Below are 19,563 nucleotides of genomic sequence, written 5' to 3'. Positions count from 1 at the left end.
AAAATACTAAACCTCTGTCACCTCTTTATTATTACTCTTTTTTATCCTCATTATTATCATCTTCATTATTATTATCTTCATTGTTACCTAAATCATCATCTACATCTTTTTCTTCACTTTCAGTTTCCTCATCCTTCTTTTCATCATCGTTAAATCCTATTTTGAATTTCGGATCTTCTTCACCTTTTGTTGACTCATTGTTATCAGATATATCGGCATCTGAAGCTTCACCTTTTTCTAAAGGTGGTAGTTCCTTACCTTCCATTAGTAATTTTACTTCTTCTGCATTTAAGCTTTCTCTTTCCATAAGTGCCTTGGCTAGAAGTTCAAGTTTGTCTCTATTTTCAGTTAATATCTCTTCTGCTTTTCTGTACATGCTCTCGATAATATCGTGAAGTTCCTTGTCTATTGTATATGCAACTTCCTCGCTATAATTTCTTTCCTGAGCTATATCTCTACCCAAAAATACTTGACTTTGCTTCCCACCTAAATTTACAGGACCAAGTTTTTCACTCATTCCATAATTCATTATCATTTGTCTAACAACTTCAGTCGCTCTTTCTAAGTCATTTTGAGCCCCTGTACTTATCTCACCAAGAGCAAGCTGTTCAGCAACTCTTCCTCCTAATAAAGTAGATACCCTTTCAACCAACTCAGTTTTTGTCATAAAATACCTATCTTCTTCAGGAAGCATTAAGGTGAAGCCTCCAGCCCCACCTCTAGGGACTATACTAACCTTATGCACAGGATCTGTATGAGGGAGAAGATATCCAACAATAGCATGTCCGGCCTCATGATAGGAGACAATTTTCTTCTCTTTCTCGTTTATCACCCTGCTTTTCTTTTCTGTGCCAGCTATAACTTTGTCGATTGACGCTTCTAACTCACTCATTGTCAGCTTTTTCTTACTTCTCCTACCCGCTAAAATAGCGGCTTCATTAACAAGGTTTTCTAGATCGGCACCCGTAAATCCTGGCGTTCTTCTAGCAATTATATCTAAATCAACACTTTCATCAATCGGTTTTCCTTTTATATGCACCTGCAAGATTTCTTTTCTCCCCTGTCTATCAGGAGCATCAACAGCTATCTGACGGTCAAACCTTCCCGGTCTTAAAAGGGCAGGATCCAAAATATCAGCCCTATTAGTTGCGGCAATAACAATTATTCCTTCATTAACATCAAAACCATCCATCTCAACCAACAGCTGGTTTAAAGTTTGCTCTCTTTCGTCATGACCTCCGCCAAGTCCTGCTCCCCTTTGACGGCCTACTGCATCAATCTCGTCAATGAAAACTATGCACGGAGAATTTTTCTTTGCATTTTCAAACAAGTCTCTAACTCTAGATGCACCTACACCGACAAACATCTCCACAAAATCAGAGCCACTGATACTAAAAAACGGAACATCAGCCTCCCCAGCGATTGCCCTGGCAAGCAGGGTTTTCCCGGTTCCCGGGGGCCCTACTAGAAGCACCCCTTTCGGAATTCTAGCTCCTAGTTCGATAAATTTTTGTGGTTCTTTCAAAAATTCAACAACTTCTGCCAGTTCATCTTCTTCTTCATTAGCTCCTGCTACATCTTTGAAGGTAACTTTTTTCCGAGTTTCACCCTCATGCAGTTTTGCTTTACTCTTTCCAAAATTCATCATCTTGCTTCCGCCACCTTGCGACTGCTGCATGAAGAAGAAAAATATCCCAATCAAAAGCAAGAAGGGTATAATGTAAGTGAACATAGAAGCCCACCAAGGTGGCCCTTCTTCTATATGTCCTTCAATCTCTATATCCTTAGCCTTCAATATAGATACCAGCTCCGGATCTCCTGGATCAACAGTTCGAAATTCAGTCCCATCAGCCAGTTCTCCTTCTATCTCCTGCTCGGTAATATCTACTTTGTTAACCCTATCCTCTTCAACATGTTCTAGGAACTGCGTATATAAAATTTTTTCCCTTTCATCATTTGGTTGATTTAGTTGTTGGAAAACCCCAACAACTATCATTAATATCAACAAGTACAAAATAGCTTGCCTTGTAAAACGATTCAAAAAGAGCCCTCCTCTCTTCCCGGTGACACTTCGCTAATTTTACCATAACAGCATTAATCAATCAACTAAATTAATAAACCAAGGCACCTAAAAATTTAGATATATTCTTCTGGTAATAAATTAACACCTCTCAGATTTCTATAGTTTTCACCATAATCTAACCCATATCCTACCACAAAATAATCATCTATAACAAAACCTACATAATCTGCATGTATATCAACTTCTCTCCTATCAGGTTTGTCAAGTAGTGTGCATATTTTTAGTGATTCAGGCCCTCTAGACTTTAGGTTCTCTTTCAAATAATTCAAGGTAAGGCCTGTATCTACTATATCTTCAACTAAAAGTACATCTTTTCCTTGAATATTTACATCTAAATCTTTGATTATCTTTATTACACCGCTTGATTTTGTTGAAGAACCATAACTAGACACTGCAAGAAACTCTACTTGCGAGGGAAGGGACAGGTATCTAATCAAGTCTGCAGTAAAAATAAAGGCACCCTTAAGAACACAGACAATCACTATCTCTCTACCTTGATAATCCCTTTCTATCTCTTCGGCTAACTCTTTTGCTCTATCCTGGATTTCGTCATTACTTATTAACTCTTCAAGTTTTTCTGTTCTGGCCATTATTTATAGACCTCCTCCCCGGTTTTGTTAACTAATTTTAGGTGCAATATTCTTTTAGTTTCTGGAGTTACTCTGAACCTTTCACTTATCCTAAAAGGACAAACCCATACAATTTCGCCTTTTGAGGCAACAATAGGAGTAATATCTCGCTCTTCTTTTGAGACCTTGATATCTATAAAAAAATCTTTTAATTTTTTGGCGTGGTTCATTCCTAACGGATAAAATTCATCACCTTTCAAGCGAGTTCTAACGATAATATTTCCCTTATCTATTTTATCATAATCCAAAAAAGCCTCCTGAGGTTTTTCAATAAATTCTTCTGTGATGGCTCTGTCCTTATCTTTAATTTCAGCTTTTATACAGCAATCTAAAGGCTCAAAGCAAGTAATTCCAGGAACATTTAATTTTTTTTCATAATAATCTTGCTCAAGTTTATTCTTTAATGTAACAAAAGTTAATACATTTTTCTTTAGATATACTTTAATCTTCCCAGGTAAAATAATTTGATTTTCTTTTTTATAAATTACTCCTTGAATATAATTAATATGTTTTTTTTCTATTTCTTTACCCGAGGCAATTTTTGCAGCCTTTTTCAAAACTCTACTGACCAAAGCCGTGTGTTCATCTTTTAAAAAAGCCGTATTTAATCTAACAAGACCTTTTCTAGAGTCAAGCCTAGCTTTATGGTATAGTTCATTTGATTGAATCATTAAATAATCACTATCAACTGATAAGCCCTCTGCTGTCTTAAAGATCAGGCTTTTTAAATTAGGATTAATTTTTTCTAGCTGAGGCAGTATCTCTATTCTAAGTTTATTTCTCAAATATAAAGATTCTTCATTTGTTGGATCAATCTTAAACGATTGATTTAAGTTTTGCAAGTACTTCTCAATTTTTTCCCGTTCCACATACAAAAGGGGCCTAATAATGTGTATGTTCTTATTAAGATTATAAACCTCTTCCTCTTCTAATTTTCTTTTTATAGGAATACCACTTAGTCCTTCAAGACTGCTTCCCCTTAATAATCGCATGAAAAACGTTTCAACCTGGTCATTTTTATTATGTCCAAATGCCAATAAGTTAGCCCCTTCTTTCTCTGCTACCCTGGCCAAGAACCTATATCTAAGCGTCCTTGCACCCTGCTGAGGTGACACTTTTTTCTTTTTGACATAATGTTTTACATTCCACTTTTTTATTGTACATGGAACATCTAATCTGTTGGATAAGCCTTTCACAAAGTCTGCATCTTCCTTAGCAGTTTCTTCTCTAAAGCCATGGTTTAAGTGAGCCACATGAAGGCTAAAATTTAATTCTTTTTTTAACTGATTTAACACACAAAGGAGGGCAACCGAGTCCGGCCCTCCTGAAACCGCCACTATAACTTTTGATTTTTCAGGTATTAAGTTTAAATCTTCAATCACATACTTAACTTGGTCCAAAAACTCATCTTTCATAAATCAATAGCCACCTGGTAATCTTTATTATTTTTGTCTTTAGTCTATTCTCCAACATTAAAATAAATCCTGCAAATATTAATATTAAATATATACAAAATTATACCCCAACCTAACACTTACAATACAACTATAAAATTTCGACTCCCGTTTTAAGCCTAAAGTTCTTTTTTACTTTACTTACCATTATAGTGACATCATCACTTACCTCTCCATAATGCCTTCTTACCACCTTACTTAAGAGTTCATCAGCTAGCACCTGGGGGGGTGAGTCTTTAAGGTTATTTAGTTCTTTTTCTAGCCAATCCTTTTCTATTTCGTTATCTTCTAAAGAGAAGACACCATCACTTACCATAACAAGTACATCCTCTTCTGTTAGTTTAACCCTACTAATCGTCGGTTCTAAGTTATTTAATATACCAGCTGGCAAAGACTCTCCTTCTACTTTCTGTATTTCGTTTTCTCTAATTATATACGTCGGCATAGCTCCCGCTTTATAAAATTCACCTTCGCCAGTTAACATGTCAACTAATACCATATCCATGGTAGCAAAAGACTCTTTTTTATTTCTAAGATTTAGGATAGAGTTAACATTTTTTATTACAAGGTTACGATCAAAACCCGAATTCAAAAGTCTTTCGAGTAATTTAATTGCTGCTTCGCTATCCTTTTTCGCTTTTTCTCCTTTGCCCATACCATCACTTAACAAAAGCAAATGCTGCCCAGATTTTAGCTGGCGAGATAAGTAACTATCACCACATGTTTGTTCATTTTTGTCATTAATCTGGCATACACCCGTTATAATATTATACGCTTTAAAGGGACTAAGGGTAAAACTGCATGCCCCTTCTTCAGCTCTATAAAAGCAGCTATTTCTAACTACCATCATTTTTTCACCTAATATTTCTGAAACATACTGGTTTACATGTCTATCACACAAGTCTTTTTCACTACACTCTTTTAATTTGACATTAACACACAACCTTCCATTTCCTAGTTTATTGGTTTCAATTGCTTGTACAGGTACTTTGTTTGCAACCAGTTTTTTAATCAGTTTAGACTCTATTTCCTCTTCACCTTTCAGTTCACGTTCTAGCTCACAAGAGATTTTACCCATTATATCACTTATCCCTTTAAGCTGCTCTGCAACAAATTCCTGATTTTCACTCACTTTTCTTTGCCAAAATACCTCAACTTTAAATATATCATATATGGTTTTTAGCTTATATTTTAAAGCAGATGGCCTAAGGCAATGCTTAATTAAATGAGGGGATAGGTCTTTATCTTCTATCATATCTCCATCATTTTTATTTTCTATATTACTCAAAGTCTCTACCATTCCTCTATAAATAGAAAAGAAGTTATTTTCCCAGCAGTTTTTATATTTTTTACAACCAAGGCAAATATTATTTGCAGCTTTTTCCATAAACATTTCTATCTCTACTCTAGTCTCAGCTTGCATATCGCTAGCTTCATTAAAAGTACTAGACAACTCATCAAATATTAAAGAAAGCTCATCTGTTCTTTTACTTAACATTTCACTTAAATGCCTTTTCTCATCAAGGTCATCATTATTCAAAGGAAAGAACATTTTAGTGTATTCTATAAATTTTGAAGGTAATAACATAAATACTATAGCTGCTATAGCTAGCTCTTGAAATGCTCCTATAATTTCAAATGGCCTACTTAAATAAAAAGTCATAATGCTAGCCCCTATCAAAAAGCCCAAAATAGCTCCCGGCTTTTTGAAATCATTAAAAACTCCCCCCAAGAAGCCACCAAGGGTAAGTGCACCTATAAAAGCAGGATTGGGATTAGAAAACACTAGAGCACTTCCTAAGATCGCTCCTGAAGCAGCCCCTATTCCTCCTCCCGCTATATAACCAAAGATCAAAACTATTATGTTTATAAAAATGTGCTGTAAGCTAAGCCCTACAACAATCAAACTTTCCATACCTAAAATTATCAACACAAACATAAAAGAAAGTGGTATTACTTCTTCTTTTTTGTTAGATTTAGGCCATTTTTGCACCTCGATTTGAGCAATAGACTGGCAAAATATAACACTCGTTATCAACATTAAGCAGGCGTCAAACATAGATCTATAAAGTTGGTAATTATTAATACCTCCAGGCATTAAAGGAACTAGATTAATACCTGCATATAATAAAGCTACACCAACCCACCAGTTTACATTTTTAAATTTGAGCTTGTCCTGTAAATAATCAATCAATATTAAGGATGAAATTATAGCTGTCATTGTAAGTAGTCCAAAGACACCTGACCTTATCACCTCTCCTACAAAGCAACCTAAAAATCCTGGAAGAAAATACTTAGAATTTTCTTTTTTAAGGGCAATCACCAATGCTATAGCAAACGGAAAGATCCCCTCAATAAGTGTACTTTGGGCAAGGAAAAACCCGCCTAAAACATAAAACCAGGATATTGAGTCTTTTAAGTATAGTTTTAAAAGTTCAAACTGTTTTCCACTATTTGCACCGAGCTTATCCTTTAGTTCACTTCTATTCTTTTCTTCTTTTTCAGGTTCATACATTCTTCGATACGGTTTTAACGATTGCGTCCTAAATGACATAGCTATCCACTCCTTTAAGTTTATTATGGCACTTTATTACTCTTTAATTTTTAAATTTGGTAGGGCATATTATATAGCTATATCAAAAAAAAGTCTGTCTAATTATTTAACCTGAAAAAATTTTTTATCGACATATTAGCCCCGAAAGTTTTTTAAAAAGATTTAATTTGTCCTTGACTTAATCGAGTTGGTGTCGAAAATAAAAAAAGACATAAAAAAAGAACAAATAATTTGTTCTTTTTTTATGTCTTTTTTTATTTTTTTAATTAATTGACTTTTTATATTTTAAATTGGTTGCGGGGGCAGGATTTGAACCTGCGACCTCCGGGTTATGAGCCCGACGAGCTGCCAGACTGCTCCACCCCGCGATGAAAGTTTTTTTACTGCTAATGCATTGTAACCGATTTTTTAACCAAAGTCAAGTATTTAACCTTCTTGAAATTTCTTCAAATATCATGCCGTATAACAGGTCTCTATCACTAGCATAATAACCATCATATGATAGATAGTCTAACAAAGCCCAAAGCACTCCTCCTCCAGAAACAATAATATCCTCTCTGTTTTTAGGCATACCTGCTACTTTTTTTCTTTCCTCTAAGCTAAGATTATTTAATCTTAAAGTAATTTCAGATATCCTTTCATTGCTAATATAATACTCCTGAATTTTATTATGATCGTACTGTATTAATTTTTGGTCAAGCATTGCAAACGTTGTTGCCGTGCCCCCTACTCCCACTAAATATTCTTTGCTACCTAACCCTAGTTTATTATATTCAATATTAGTTTCCAAAACTTTCATTACTTCATTATATATTTTGTCTAGATCCACATAACCAGTATAATCACTAAACTTCTCATACATCTTAACAGCGCCGATTTGAATACTCTTAACAAGTTCTACATCCTTATTTATTAGCTCAAGGCTTCCTCCACCCAGGTCAAACACTAAATATTTTTCGGGGGTTTTGTCATACAAAGCACCTTTGGCACTTAACAAAGCTTCTTTTGTACCACTTATAACTTCAACTTCAATCCCCAATTTATGCTTTACTTTCTTCAAGAAATCCTTTGAGTTACTTGCTTCCCGCAAAGCACTTGTTCCTATAACACTACATAGTTTAGCACCATAATTTTCAATTAAATCTAGATAATGAGAAAGTACACTTAAGCTTTTATAGGTTGCATCTGGTTTTATGTATCCACTTTTCCCTAATCCTTCTCCCATCCTTGTCGTTTCTAATTCTTTAACTAATTCTTTAATACTTTGTCCTTCTATTTTGGCAATCATTAACCTAATAGAATTACTTCCAATATCTATCACAGCCACAGTGTTATTTATAATAATAATCACCCCCATAATAATGTCAAAAACTAGCACATAATATAAAAAAAGCGCTGTTTAAGCGCTTTTGGACTTTTTTTCATATTTTATTTAAATTAGTTTTTTATATAGTTACGTTAAAACGCATTCGAGTCTCTATCTCCTCTTTTAGACTCTACATTTTTCTTGATATCCTTTTGCTTCTCATCACTTTCTTTTAAAAACTTGGCCAACTTGTCTTCAAAAGAAACAAGTTTTTCTTTGTTCTCTTTAACTTTTCTAATTGATAAACCAATTTTTTTCCCGTCAATACTTAGAACCTTCACTCTGACTTTGTCTTCTTCGTTAAGATATTTACGAATATCTTTAACATAAGTGTCAGCTACTTCCGAGATGTGTACAAGTCCTGTCTGTCCTCCTGGAAGTTCTACAAAAGCACCAAAATTTGTAATACCTTTAACGACACCTTCCACTACTCCGCCTACTTTCAACGTCATAACTGTTAATATTCCTCCCTCAAAAATTCTTTATCTAATTATATCGTACTATAAAAACCACGTCAAGAAACCATTATGTCCCATCAATCAGATTTTCCTTCTTCAGACATGTGTTCTCTCACATTTATCAAAATTTCATCTGAACCAATTAACCTTAGCCTTTCTCTTGCTAGTAACTCCACCTGTTCTTTATCATCTAATTTATAAATTTTTGTTTCCAACTCGTCTATCTCTGATTTTATTTCCTTGATATCTTTCTCTATTTCGTCTTTCTTACTGATTAGATCTACGTGATTAACGGTCTGAGTATAGAATAAATAAACAAAATACACAGTAAGTATTAATATTATAGCCCTAAAAACACTCGATTTCACTTTGATATTATTTTTACTCTTTGCTGTCATGATATAGCGCCCCCACTAGACATAATCTTATTTTAATGCATAAACCTGCCTTGTTGTTATATTTTCTCTGAAAAAACTTTTTATTCCTGCTAATTATTTCTTTTAATTAATTTTTTTAATCTATTTGCCAGCTTTAATAACAAATCACACAATTTTTTTATCATTTTTAGAAAAAATAATACGGGGACACTAAAAAAACCAAGAGCCACAATAATATATTTTAAGATTAAATTAAATAGCTTTTTAATCAAAGAAAAAAGATTACGATAGCCTTCTGTAATAAAAGACGAAAAAAAAGAATAATAAATTAACACACCCATTACAAGACCCATAAAAACATAAGCCCTGACTTCGCCCCAGTTACTTGACAGTAATACAAAAATAAAAATAACCGTAATAACAAGCCATATTAATAAATCTAATACATCTGATAAAATCCTATTTATCTTCTTCTTTCCCCTCAAAGTCCGATAAAAATCAAAAATCACACCCACAAAAATCCCGTAAACAATAGATACGGAAAAGGTAAACAACTGCTCATATAAAAAACCCATAGGTTTAATTCTCCTTAAAGAGCCTATTAACTATCTAAATATTTTTCCAAGCAAACTTTTACTCTTATCTTTCACCCCTCTTTGTCCACTCTCTTCAGAGTAACTAACTTCAAGTATGATCCCTTCAACAGTTAATACTTTTTCATCTAAGTTTAGTTCTTTTATATCTAGTTCTTCTCCTTTTAAGGCTAATAGTCCAAGCTCTGTTTCAACTACAATTTCTTCATCATCAAAGCTATCAACATGTAGCACCCCTGTGATTTCGCTAAATTGTCTGTTATTTATAATTAATTTGTGTCCTTCACTCTTTTCTAGCCTTTCTTCCATTATTACTTCCCCCTTTTTTAAATTTTGTACACTTTTATCTAAATTCTATTTATCAACCTTTAGGTTTATGACATATTAGGCATTAAAAAAGGCGTACATTTTTGCACGCCTTTTTTGCCAGTTAGTCCCATATTTTGCTGATTTCTATATCTTCATAAAAATATCTCATTATATCCTCTGGTTCATCACCGTCTTGCGCTAACTTTTTGGCTCCCCACTGACACATCCCTACTCCATGACCAAAGCCTTCACCCTCAAGCCTTACACCGTCATCATTATTTTCTAATTCTTCAATATATGTCGATCTCATCTCTTCGCTTCCTACTGCTAATCTGAAGTCAGGTGCCGAAACTTCTTGTTCGCCTATTTCTAGAACTGTCGCTCTACCTGATGGGCCTTCTTCAGCAATTTCCATTTCCAAATTATCTTCTTGGACTTCTGCTCCGGCTTCTGAAGCTGCTTCAATAATTTCTTCGTTCTGAAGTTCTAGTTCCCACTCTCCCTCTTCTTCTGGTATTATTTCATCCCCCTGGCTTTCAACTATCTGTATATATGGAGGATTTTCATCTTCAAAATCCAACCCTTCTGTTGCAAGAGCAGTTCTCGGTCCAGCAAAAGCATGGAACCAGGCTTGAATATATTCGTTGTCATGTGTAGCTACCACACCTCTTGTATCATCAACAGCATTTTCCACCTGTTCTGTGATATCTTCTTCGCTATAGGCCTGAAATTCTTCAATATCAGTTGATGCATGTGCATCCCTATCTTCTAAGCCGCCCTCATTGTCAATTTTGTGAAGGGTAAATGATCTTGCTATTATCGCCTGGGCTGCAAGAGCATCTTCTGGCCAATCAGGCTCCATTTCACCGGCTACAACTCCTTTGATATACTCTTCAAATTCCATTTCTTCTATTTCCTCTTCCTCATGAAAATAAACTGCCAAAGTAGGTTCTTCTCCTTCACCATCTGAAATAGGTTCAGGTATTTCAGGTTTTGCTCCCTCTTCATCATCCTTTGGCACACTTTCACATCCAATAAATAAAGGAAGACTTAAAATTGTAATCAATACAAAACAAAGCATAGTTTTTCTCTTAACCATCAATTTATACCCCCCAACTGAGTCTTTTAAGTTTATTATTTGATACTGGGGGAAAAATATACTAAAAAAAAAGAAACTAGGCCTTGCCTAATTTCTTTTAATCATACATCATTACTCCACATTATCATTCTACTTTTTTATTCTACTTTTTAACTTTTTCTTTGAGTGACTTTCCTGCTTTAAAGGCGGGTATTCTTGTTGCTTCTATTTGAATAACCTCTCCTGTAGATGGATTACGCCCTTCTCTAGCGGCTCTTTCCCTAGTTTCAAATGTGCCAAAACCAATAAGCTGAACTTTTTCTCCTTTAGCTAACTCCTCAGAAATAACATCAAAAACTTTGTTTACTGCCTTTTCAGTGTCTTTTTTCGTCAATCCTGCTTCTTGAGCAACCTTTTCAATTAATTCTGATTTGTTCATAAGATCAAACCCCTCCTAATTTATTAAAATTATATCCTCCAAAGCCCTTCCAAACAAAGACTTAACTGAAAATATTGTTTTACGTATTGGTTAATTCTAAATATATCAGTAAATTCCTGCTATTTTATTTTAAAAAATGCTTAAAAACCCGATTTTTTTGCCTTTTCCCAAAGTTTGTCTAAATCTTCAAGTTCACATTCATCGAATTTTAGATTTTGTTTTTTAATATTTTCTTCAATGTATGAAAATCGACGATAAAATTTTTCGATAGTCTTTTGTAAAGATAGTTCTGGTGAAACATTCATAAATCTGGCAACGTTTACCACAGAAAATAAAAGGTCTCCAAGTTCTTCTTCTATTTTTTCCCGAATATTTCCCTTATATGCATTCTCTAATTCTTTAAGTTCTTCTTTCATTTTTTCTAAAGCACCTTCTTTACTTTCCCAATCAAAACCTACATCTTTCGCTTGAGATTGAATCTTTTCAGCTCTTAATAGCCCAGGCAAATGTTTCGGATCTTTTAGTATTTTTGATTTATTATTCGCTTCTTTCTTTTCTTTTTGTTTAATTTTATCCCAGTTCTCGTTTACCTGGCTTACACTTTCAATATTAACATCTCCAAATACATGCGGATGGCGTCTTATCATTTTTTCTTCAATGCCTTGTATAACATCGCTTATATAAAATTCTTCTTTTTCTTCAGCTAAGGCCGCATGAAATACAACTTGTAACAATAAGTCCCCTAGTTCCTCGCACAGATTTTCCATAGAGTTTCTATCAACAGCTTCCACAACTTCGTAAGCTTCTTCAATAACGTAAGGTTTTAAAGACTCATGGCTTTGTTTTTTATCCCAAGGACAGCCATTATCACCCCGAAGAACTCTCATAATATCCATCAAGGTTAACAAGTTACTTTCATTTTGCAGATCATACAATTTTTCTTTTTTTATCAAGACATCTTTGTTTCTAATTAAAGATATCAAATACATGTCCAAAAAAAGCTTATCTTTTTCATTAATCAAAAAGATAAATTTTGATCCTTTATAATTTTTTAATACTTTATTAAGTGATTCTTTAGAGTCCACTTGGGTAATTTCTAAACTTTCTTCTGCAAAAAAGTTCTTATCAATCCCTGGGGTACAAGAAATAATACTTTCTTTTTCTTTTAATATTTCATAATGTTTTAGCGTTAAGCAGTCTTCTAAAGGATTTTGACAATATATTAGCCAGATTTCTTCAAAGTTAATCTCCAAACATCTTGTAACGGCTTTAACCCCCTTTCTTCTTTTATTTTTAGTTATTTATGATTCTGGTACAAAAAGTCATATGAACAAAGTTTTGTTTTTAATTGCAATACATCTTGATGAGAAAGCAGGATAAATAAGGCCTAATGACGCCGATGTAATTACTAAACGAATTCGCCGATGAGTTTAACTAAAGAAAAAGGGGAGCGTTTGACGCTCCCTGTTATTGTTCCATTTGTTTTGCCAAAAATCCTGCCGCCGTTTGGGCAATTTTAAATTCTAGATCTCCCATTTCTACATTTTTCTCTTTACTTCCAATAATAACTGCCCCGATGGCATCACCTTGTGCAACAATTGGAGATATTACTTCAGCTTGAAATTTGGTAAACACTTCTTCATCAGCACTTTTATAATAAGGATGTTCGCTTGGATCGTTGATTATTATTGCCTGCCTATCATCCATAACCCTCTCTACTGCCGGAGATACAGCACGATTTTGAAATTCTTTTTTTGGGGCACCTGCTGCTGCAATTATCATATCACGATCAGATATACACACAATATGTTCTACCGATTCATAAATAGCATCCGCATATTCCTGAGCAAATTCGCCTAACTCTCCAATAGGAGAATACTTCTTTAATATTACTTCGCCTTCTCTATCAACAAATATCTCCAGCGGGTCCCCCTCTCTTATCCTAAGAGTTCTTCTTATTTCTTTAGGTATTACAACTCTACCTAGGTCATCTATTCTTCTAACTATACCCGTTGCTTTCAATGTTCCCTACCTCCTTTTTAACTGACATTCCTCATTTGGTTATGCTTTGTAGTGTTAGTATTTATTAGAAGAATAGATTTTATACACTACCTTTTATATCCTGATTTAACTGCTTTTTACTTCGTCCATTCTCAGTTTTGATAGAGAATCAAGCAATTCTTTTAATATTTTTAAGATTTTATCTTCGCTGAGTCCTTTTTTGTTTAGTTTTAGTATCAATACATCAGAATAAGAAACTGTCAAACGATCCCTGAACTTTTCTGTAAGCATAAGTAGTTTTTGACCTTTTATATTTTCCATTGAATTAAACTCAAGTAAAATAATGCTATCTTCTTCCCTAATAGAGCCTATCCCACAACTTTTTGCTTTTATTTTTATTGCTGCCACATCAAGCAAATTTAAAGCCGGCTGTGGCGGTGGACCAAAGCGATCTTTTAACTCTTCATAAAGATCTTCATTTTCTTTTAAACTTTCAATCTTACTGACCTTTTGGTAGATATCTATCTTTTGACCGTGGTCTGGAATATAATCAAAAGGAAGATAAGCATTTAAATTCAGTTCTACTTGTGGAGTTGTTTGAGTCTTTGTTTCTTGGGTATCTTCTTCAGATTCACCTCTAATATTTTTTACTGCGTCTTCTAACATTTTACAGTACATATCAAATCCTACGGCCATTATGAAACCATGCTGCTCTGGACCTAAGATATTCCCAGCACCTCTTATCTCTAGATCCCTTAAAGCTAGCTTAAAGCCAGAACCAAGCTCTGTGAATTCTTTTATAGCTTGAAGACGTTTTTCAGCTTCTTTTGTTAGAACTTTGTCTTTTCGATATGTCAGATAAGCATACGCCATTTTGTCACTTCTTCCTACTCTTCCGCGAAGCTGATAAAGCTGAGATAATCCCATTCTATCAGCGTCAAAAATAATTATTGTATTTACATTTTGAATATCAAGTCCTGCCTCCACAATTGATGTTGATACCAAAACATCGTATTCCTTTTCTAAAAAATCAAGCATCACTTTTTCTAGTTTTCTTTCAGCCATCTGACCATGAGCTACTGTTATATTTGCTTCTGGGACTAGTTCCATAACTTCTTTTGCAATTTTATTAATCCCCTGCACTCTATTATAAACTACATAAACCTGTCCATCTCTATTAAGTTCCCTTCTAATAGCTTCTCTTATTAGCTGTGGGGAATACTCCATAACATAAGTCTGTACCGGGAATCTTCCCTGTGGCGGTGTCTCAATTACACTTAAGTCTCTTACACTAACAAGAGACATATGAAGAGTTCTTGGAATTGGAGTTGCAGTCATTGTAAGGACATCTACATTTTTTCTTAGCATTTTTATCCGTTCTTTATGTTTGACACCAAACCGCTGTTCTTCATCTATTATTAATAAACCCAGGTCCTTAAATTTAACTTTTTCATTCAGCAGTTTATGAGTCCCTATTAATATATCTATTTTGCCTTCTTTAATCCCTTCAAAAATTTCTTTTTCTTCAGCTAGGGTGCTAAATCTAGAAAGAACCCTGATATCAACAGGAAAGGGATTAAATCTTTCTATAAAGGTCTTATAATGCTGCTCTCCGAGAATAGTGGTTGGAACTAACATAGCCACCTGTTTGCCGTCCATAATTGCCTTAAACGCTGCTCTCATTGCCACCTCTGTCTTACCATAACCTACATCTCCACACAACAGCCTATCCATCACTTTTTCTTTTTCCATATCATTTTTCACTTCTTCAATCGCTTTCTTTTGATCAGGGGTTAATTCATAAGGAAAATAATCTTCAAATTCTTTTTGCCAGGGAGTATCCGGGCTAAATGCATAACCTTTTTGGGCATTTCTCTTGGCATAAAGGTCTAAAAGTTCTTTTGCAAGATCATGAACTGACTTTTTCACCTTTTTCTTAACTTTATTCCATTCTCCTCCTCCAAGGGAGGAAAGCTTTGGTTTCTTCCCTTCTCCTCCTACAAACTTTTCTATTTCGTGGATCTGATCGGTTGGAATATATAATTTATCATTTCCCGCATATTTTATGTGTAGGTAATCCTTAAAAAGTCCATTAACTTCAAGGGTACTAACCCCCAAGTATTCACCAATTCCATGCTGTTCATGAACTACATAATCCCCTACATTAAGCTCTCTGTAGTCAGAAAGCTTAATTGTATCCTCACGTTTCTTTTCTCTTTTAATCCTGGTTTTTTTCTTGTCCCCAAAAATATCTTTATAACTGACAATAACAAGGCCTGCATTTTGGTAGGCAAAGCCTTTATTCAATTGTCCTACCGTCACCAAAACCTCTGACTTATCATCAATACTCTCAATACTCTCAGAAAAATCTTTTACAAATCTAGCATTAATACTTTCTGCTGTTAAATTTTCTATTAAAGCTTTAACCCTTTCTTCATTTGGTGCAAGAATTATTATCTTATATTTATCATAGGTCCATTGTTTTAACTCTCCGATAAAAAGCTCCCAATTTCCTTGAAAGCTTGTCATCGGCTTGCTTGACAGGGTTTCTATACTTATAGGCTTTTTGAAAGGAACTTCACGCTTTAGCCCTTGTGAAAATATAACAGGATTCTTACACGGACTAATAATATCTTCTAGTCTGAAAAACAAGTCACTCTCGGAAGGAAGTATCTTACCTTCCTGCAAAAGAGAAGAAGATACTTCTTCGATCTGGTGCTCCAAAAACTCATAACTTTCTTTCAAGCGATTAGCTTCATCTAGCCATATAAGAGTATCATCTGATATTAAACCCAAAAAATCATCTATGTTATCATAAAAGAAGTTAATATATCTTTGTGATCCAGAAACATATAGCCCCTGTTTGATAAATTCTAATTCCTGATTAACCCTATCTTTTAAGTTGTTTGCCTCATAATTTTTCCCTTTTTTAGTTAATTTAGCAGAAATATTTTTAAGTTCCTTTTGTATAGCTTTAGAACCTTTTTCAATCAGGCTTTTTTCTAACACCAGATAATTTTTGGGGGGAATCAATATTTCACTTAATTCATCAACGGATCTTTGAGTTTTTACATCAAAATATCTTAAAGATTCTATTTCATCATCAAAAAGTTCCAGCCTTACAGGATAATCTTCAGCCATAGAAAAAACATCTATTATGCCACCCCTGCTGCTAAACTGTCCTGGAGCTTCAACCATTTGCACCTTTTCATAACCCAAACTAACAAGGCGCTTTAACAACTCATCCATTTCTACATTTTCGCCGCTTTTTACATTAACTATATTCCTTTCAACAACTTCTTTAGGGGGCAATTTCTCACAAAAAGCTTTTACCGATATCACTACTACATAAGGCTTTTTAGAAAAGAGACAGTGAAAAAATTTTGCTCTCTCATATTCTACATCTTTGCTGTGTCCTATCATCTCAAAAGGAAGCACAGAATGACCCGGATAAAGAAATAATTCATCCTTATCTAACCAATTGCTTAGATCAGTATATATTTTTTCTGCTTCATAGTTGTCTTGAGTTAGTACCAAAATCTTTTTTTTATAATGTTGATACAAAGTTGAAATAAATAGACTTTTCTGGCTTTCTGATATACCAGTAATTAGCTGGTTTTTATCTTTTAATACATTATCACTTATTCTGTAAAAAACCTCATCTTTTTTAAGAATATCGATCAATCCAGTAATAGTAATCCCTCCAACATAACGACCAAATCTACCGGGCCTTTTTATATATAATATAATTCATGGTTAAATGGAGTGAAATTGCAAGTAAAATACCTAGAGATAAATAGCCAGTATAAAATTTCACTATCAAAGTAACCGTACCAAATATAGTGTGAAAAGCAATAGCAAAAATTCCAGTTTCAACTGAACTTTTGTTGTAATATACATCAAAAAAAAATTCTATAACCCCAAAAACACTATGGGTTAAAATTAAATTTGCATCTAATAGCACTGCCCCACTAGTTTTAGTCAACTCTTCAACAACTGGGGAAAATACAATCTTATAAAATTCAGAGTCTTTATAAAAAGATGTAACAAATAAATTATACAAGAAAGCACACATCCCTGCCAACAATCCCGCAAATAAAGCCATTTTTTCACCCATTTATCTTTTTTATATTTTATTATAAAAAATTTACTATATAAGTATACTAGCTCTTTTTAACAATTTATATTTACCTGTTTTTATTTTATATTTTAGGTTATAATATTTTGATGAATCAAATTTATAAACTATAGGAGGTAATCATGCCAAATTTACTTATAATGACTATGGTAGCAGTGGCCGTTGCATCAGATGCCTTCTCCGTATCTCTTGGTGTAGGGACTACCAAAACTCTTAGACTGCAACGGATAGGAAAAATTGCATTATTGATAGGAGCTTTTCACGTAATAATGCCGTTAATTGGTATTTATTTGGGCAGCTTTTTAGCCGGCTTTTTAGAAGAGATTGGCGATTTTATTGCAGGTGCTATATTAATTTTTTTAGGCTACAAAATGATAGTGCAATATCAGGAAGGACAGGATAAAGCATCAAAATTTGATCTAACCAGAGGTACCGGTTTGCTAGTTTTTGCTGTTACAGTTAGTATTGATGCCTTAACAGTTGGCTTAACCCTTGGCCTTGCAGGTGCAGCTTCTATTTTAATAGCTTTAATTTTTGGTGGTATAGCCTTTATTATGACAGCAGTTGGACTTTTACTTGGTGGGCAGTTAACCAAATACATAAAAAACAAAGGAGAGCTTGTAGGAGGAGTATTGCTGGTGATAATGGGTGCATATTTTATACTTTTTTAAAATAATCAATAGCTGTTATATTTTGTCATGATATCCTCTAAGGGCTTATAACAAAACTCTTCTGCTGCCCTTGCCGCCTGACCGATCACTTGTTTTATCACTTCAAGCTCCTCATCATTAAACTTTTGAAGTACATAATCCGATGGTTGTATGGGGGGTTTTGGTTTTCCAATGCCAATTTTTAATCTAGGTATCTGTTCACTTCCAAGACAATTGATAATAGAGGCCAGTCCCCTATGTCCCCCTGCACCACCTTGTGGCTTAATTTTTATTTTTCCTTCTTCCATATCCATGTCATCGTAAATCACAAGAATATTTTTGTTTTCTATTTTGTAAAAGTTTTTCCACTGTATCAGAGATTCACCACTTTTATTCATGTATGTCATAGGTTTTATAAGAAATGCTTTTTCATTTTCTATTAAAACCTGCCCATATATGGACTTATATTTACTCTGATCTATCTTCTCTTCATTTCTTTTAGCAACTTCCTCAACTACCATAAATCCAACATTATGGCGAGTTTCTTTATATTTTACCCCGGGATTTCCAAGCCCTACAATAAGATTCACATTTATCCCTCCATCAAAAATATAAGACGTCATCTTAATATAAGATCACGCCTATTTATCGAACCTATTTAATTACAATTTACAATATAACAAGTTTAATTGTCTCTCATACCATCCTTTCAAAAGTCAGTTCTTCTAAAGACAGTACGAGAGACAAGTAGTTTATTCTTCTGATTCTTCTTCACTTTCTTCTTGTGCTTCTTCACCTTCTTTTAATTCTTCGCCTTCTTCACCTTCTTCGCCTTCTTCTTCAGGCTCTTCTGCAGGTTCTTCCGTCGGTACTACAACGGACATAATAGTCTCATCTGGGTCTGTAACAAGTTCTGAACCTTCTGGGAGAGGCAGATCACGAGCGCTTAAGCTTTCGTTAATATCAACTTCACTCACATCAACATCAATACTATCAGGTATGTTAGTAGGTAGACAGCTAAGCTCAATTTCGCGCATCTGATACTGGGCTACTCCACCTTCTTCTGTACCTTTAGGCTCTCCAACTATGTTCAATGGCACGCTAACTTCTAGTTTTTCTTTAAGGTCTATTGCATAAAAGTCTACATGCAAGAAGTACTCCTTTATTGGGTCTCTTTGAATTTCATTAAACATCACAGGGTGGTTTCCTTCACCTTCAATATTTAATTGGAGCAAAACGTTTTCCCCTGCTTTTGTGTTTAGCACCCTGTTCAAATCCTTGACACTTACAACAAGACTTCTGCTATCAAGCTCTCTCCCATAAACAACAGCAGGCACCTTACCTTCTTTTCGAAGCCTATTTCTCTCACTCTTTTTAGTCTTTCCTCTCGTACTAGCTTTAATTTCAATCCTTTCCATATATAAACTCCTTTCT

18 protein-coding genes and 1 tRNA gene are annotated in these 19,563 nt (G+C 34.3%); 1 reads left to right on the top strand and 18 read right to left on the bottom strand.

The annotated features are described in order from the left end of the window. Positions 1-31: 31 nt before the first annotated feature. The 16 genes from ftsH to ACONDI_RS14505 form a co-directional block, all read right to left on the bottom strand. Entirely contained in the window at positions 32-2,041 is a 2,010-nt protein-coding gene (gene ftsH, locus ACONDI_RS14580) for an ATP-dependent zinc metalloprotease FtsH (RefSeq protein ID WP_241079261.1), read from the bottom strand. 95 nt (positions 2,042-2,136) lie between these two features. After that, complete coding sequence (gene hpt / locus ACONDI_RS14575; RefSeq protein WP_241079260.1) at positions 2,137-2,673, bottom strand: hypoxanthine phosphoribosyltransferase; 537 nt, start codon at positions 2,671-2,673, stop codon at positions 2,137-2,139. Beyond that, positions 2,673-4,127 (bottom strand): tRNA lysidine(34) synthetase TilS, encoded by a 1,455-nt coding sequence (gene tilS / locus ACONDI_RS14570; RefSeq protein WP_241079259.1) that lies wholly within the window; start codon positions 4,125-4,127, stop codon positions 2,673-2,675. Before tilS ends, hpt begins: the two co-directional genes overlap by 1 nt. Positions 4,128-4,257: 130 nt before the next feature. After that, positions 4,258-6,720 (bottom strand): stage II sporulation protein E, encoded by a 2,463-nt coding sequence (gene spoIIE / locus ACONDI_RS14565; protein ID WP_241079258.1) that lies wholly within the window; start codon positions 6,718-6,720, stop codon positions 4,258-4,260. Between the two features lie 291 nt (positions 6,721-7,011). Continuing rightward, a tRNA-Met gene (locus ACONDI_RS14560) sits at positions 7,012-7,088 on the bottom strand. A gap of 50 nt (positions 7,089-7,138) precedes the next feature. Then, positions 7,139-8,071 carry a Ppx/GppA phosphatase family protein gene (locus ACONDI_RS14555; protein WP_241079257.1) on the bottom strand — a complete coding sequence of 311 codons (933 nt, stop codon included), beginning with the start codon at positions 8,069-8,071 and terminating at the stop codon, positions 7,139-7,141. 107 nt (positions 8,072-8,178) lie between these two features. Beyond that, positions 8,179-8,538, bottom strand: a complete 360-nt coding sequence (locus ACONDI_RS14550; RefSeq protein WP_241079256.1) for a S1 RNA-binding domain-containing protein — start codon at positions 8,536-8,538, stop codon at positions 8,179-8,181. An 83-nt stretch (positions 8,539-8,621) separates the two neighbouring features. Beyond that, on the bottom strand, positions 8,622-8,942 hold the full coding sequence (locus ACONDI_RS14545) for an FtsB family cell division protein (protein ID WP_241079255.1): 321 nt from the start codon (positions 8,940-8,942) through the stop codon (positions 8,622-8,624). Positions 8,943-9,031: 89 nt separating this feature from the next. After that, on the bottom strand, positions 9,032-9,496 hold the full coding sequence (yabQ, locus tag ACONDI_RS14540; RefSeq protein ID WP_241079254.1) for a spore cortex biosynthesis protein YabQ: 465 nt from the start codon (positions 9,494-9,496) through the stop codon (positions 9,032-9,034). A 30-nt stretch (positions 9,497-9,526) separates the two neighbouring features. Continuing rightward, a complete protein-coding gene (gene yabP / locus ACONDI_RS14535; RefSeq protein ID WP_241079253.1) occupies positions 9,527-9,823 on the bottom strand; it encodes a sporulation protein YabP in 297 nt (98 codons plus the stop codon). 121 nt (positions 9,824-9,944) lie between these two features. Next, positions 9,945-10,922: a SpoIID/LytB domain-containing protein gene (locus ACONDI_RS14530; RefSeq protein WP_241079252.1), complete on the bottom strand. Its 978-nt coding sequence runs from the start codon at positions 10,920-10,922 to the stop codon at positions 9,945-9,947. A 142-nt stretch (positions 10,923-11,064) separates the two neighbouring features. After that, entirely contained in the window at positions 11,065-11,340 is a 276-nt protein-coding gene (locus ACONDI_RS14525; protein ID WP_241079251.1) for an HU family DNA-binding protein, read from the bottom strand. A 140-nt stretch (positions 11,341-11,480) separates the two neighbouring features. Then, positions 11,481-12,593, bottom strand: a complete 1,113-nt coding sequence (gene mazG / locus ACONDI_RS14520) for a nucleoside triphosphate pyrophosphohydrolase (RefSeq protein ID WP_241079250.1) — start codon at positions 12,591-12,593, stop codon at positions 11,481-11,483. Between the two features lie 214 nt (positions 12,594-12,807). Beyond that, positions 12,808-13,362: a stage V sporulation protein T gene (gene spoVT / locus ACONDI_RS14515; protein WP_241079249.1), complete on the bottom strand. Its 555-nt coding sequence runs from the start codon at positions 13,360-13,362 to the stop codon at positions 12,808-12,810. A gap of 105 nt (positions 13,363-13,467) precedes the next feature. Further along, on the bottom strand, positions 13,468-17,025 hold the full coding sequence (mfd, locus tag ACONDI_RS14510) for a transcription-repair coupling factor (RefSeq protein ID WP_241079248.1): 3,558 nt from the start codon (positions 17,023-17,025) through the stop codon (positions 13,468-13,470). A 37-nt stretch (positions 17,026-17,062) separates the two neighbouring features. Then, a complete protein-coding gene (locus ACONDI_RS14505) occupies positions 17,063-17,446 on the bottom strand; it encodes a hypothetical protein (protein ID WP_241079247.1) in 384 nt (127 codons plus the stop codon). Between the two features lie 155 nt (positions 17,447-17,601). Between ACONDI_RS14505 and ACONDI_RS14500 the strand changes: the two genes are divergently transcribed. After that, complete coding sequence (locus ACONDI_RS14500) at positions 17,602-18,150, top strand: manganese efflux pump MntP (protein WP_241079246.1); 549 nt, start codon at positions 17,602-17,604, stop codon at positions 18,148-18,150. 5 nt (positions 18,151-18,155) lie between these two features. On the opposite strand, the gene pth is transcribed toward ACONDI_RS14500, so the two are convergent. Both pth and ACONDI_RS14490 read right to left on the bottom strand, forming a co-directional pair. Then, a complete protein-coding gene (gene pth, locus ACONDI_RS14495) occupies positions 18,156-18,719 on the bottom strand; it encodes an aminoacyl-tRNA hydrolase (RefSeq protein WP_241079245.1) in 564 nt (187 codons plus the stop codon). Between the two features lie 162 nt (positions 18,720-18,881). Beyond that, entirely contained in the window at positions 18,882-19,547 is a 666-nt protein-coding gene (locus ACONDI_RS14490) for a 50S ribosomal protein L25/general stress protein Ctc (protein ID WP_241079244.1), read from the bottom strand. Positions 19,548-19,563 lie beyond the last annotated feature (16 nt).

The sequence above is a fragment of the Natranaerofaba carboxydovora genome (genome assembly GCF_022539405.1).
Lineage (GTDB): Bacteria > Bacillota > Natranaerobiia > Natranaerobiales > Natranaerofabaceae > Natranaerofaba > Natranaerofaba carboxydovora.
Note: the sequence above shows the minus strand (reverse complement) of the source record. Positions and strands in the feature narration are given on the sequence as shown.

Bases quoted from the DNA above. Each gene is read 5' to 3' on its own strand.
- ACONDI_RS14545 (WP_241079255.1), bottom strand. From the start codon at position 8,942: ATGACAGCAAAGAGTAAAAATAATATCAAAGTGAAATCGAGTGTTTTT.
- ACONDI_RS14550 (WP_241079256.1), bottom strand. From the start codon at position 8,538: ATGACGTTGAAAGTAGGCGGAGTAGTGGAAGGTGTCGTTAAAGGTATT.
- yabQ (WP_241079254.1), bottom strand. From the start codon at position 9,496: ATGGGTTTTTTATATGAGCAGTTGTTTACCTTTTCCGTATCTATTGTT.
- ACONDI_RS14525 (WP_241079251.1), bottom strand. From the start codon at position 11,340: ATGAACAAATCAGAATTAATTGAAAAGGTTGCTCAAGAAGCAGGATTG.
- yabP (WP_241079253.1), bottom strand. From the start codon at position 9,823: ATGGAAGAAAGGCTAGAAAAGAGTGAAGGACACAAATTAATTATAAAT.
- hpt (WP_241079260.1), bottom strand. From the start codon at position 2,673: ATGGCCAGAACAGAAAAACTTGAAGAGTTAATAAGTAATGACGAAATC.
- ACONDI_RS14505 (WP_241079247.1), bottom strand. From the start codon at position 17,446: ATGGCTTTATTTGCGGGATTGTTGGCAGGGATGTGTGCTTTCTTGTAT.
- ACONDI_RS14500 (WP_241079246.1), top strand. From the start codon at position 17,602: ATGCCAAATTTACTTATAATGACTATGGTAGCAGTGGCCGTTGCATCA.
- spoIIE (WP_241079258.1), bottom strand. From the start codon at position 6,720: ATGTCATTTAGGACGCAATCGTTAAAACCGTATCGAAGAATGTATGAA.
- ACONDI_RS14490 (WP_241079244.1), bottom strand. From the start codon at position 19,547: ATGGAAAGGATTGAAATTAAAGCTAGTACGAGAGGAAAGACTAAAAAG.
- ACONDI_RS14530 (WP_241079252.1), bottom strand. From the start codon at position 10,922: ATGGTTAAGAGAAAAACTATGCTTTGTTTTGTATTGATTACAATTTTA.
- tilS (WP_241079259.1), bottom strand. From the start codon at position 4,127: ATGAAAGATGAGTTTTTGGACCAAGTTAAGTATGTGATTGAAGATTTA.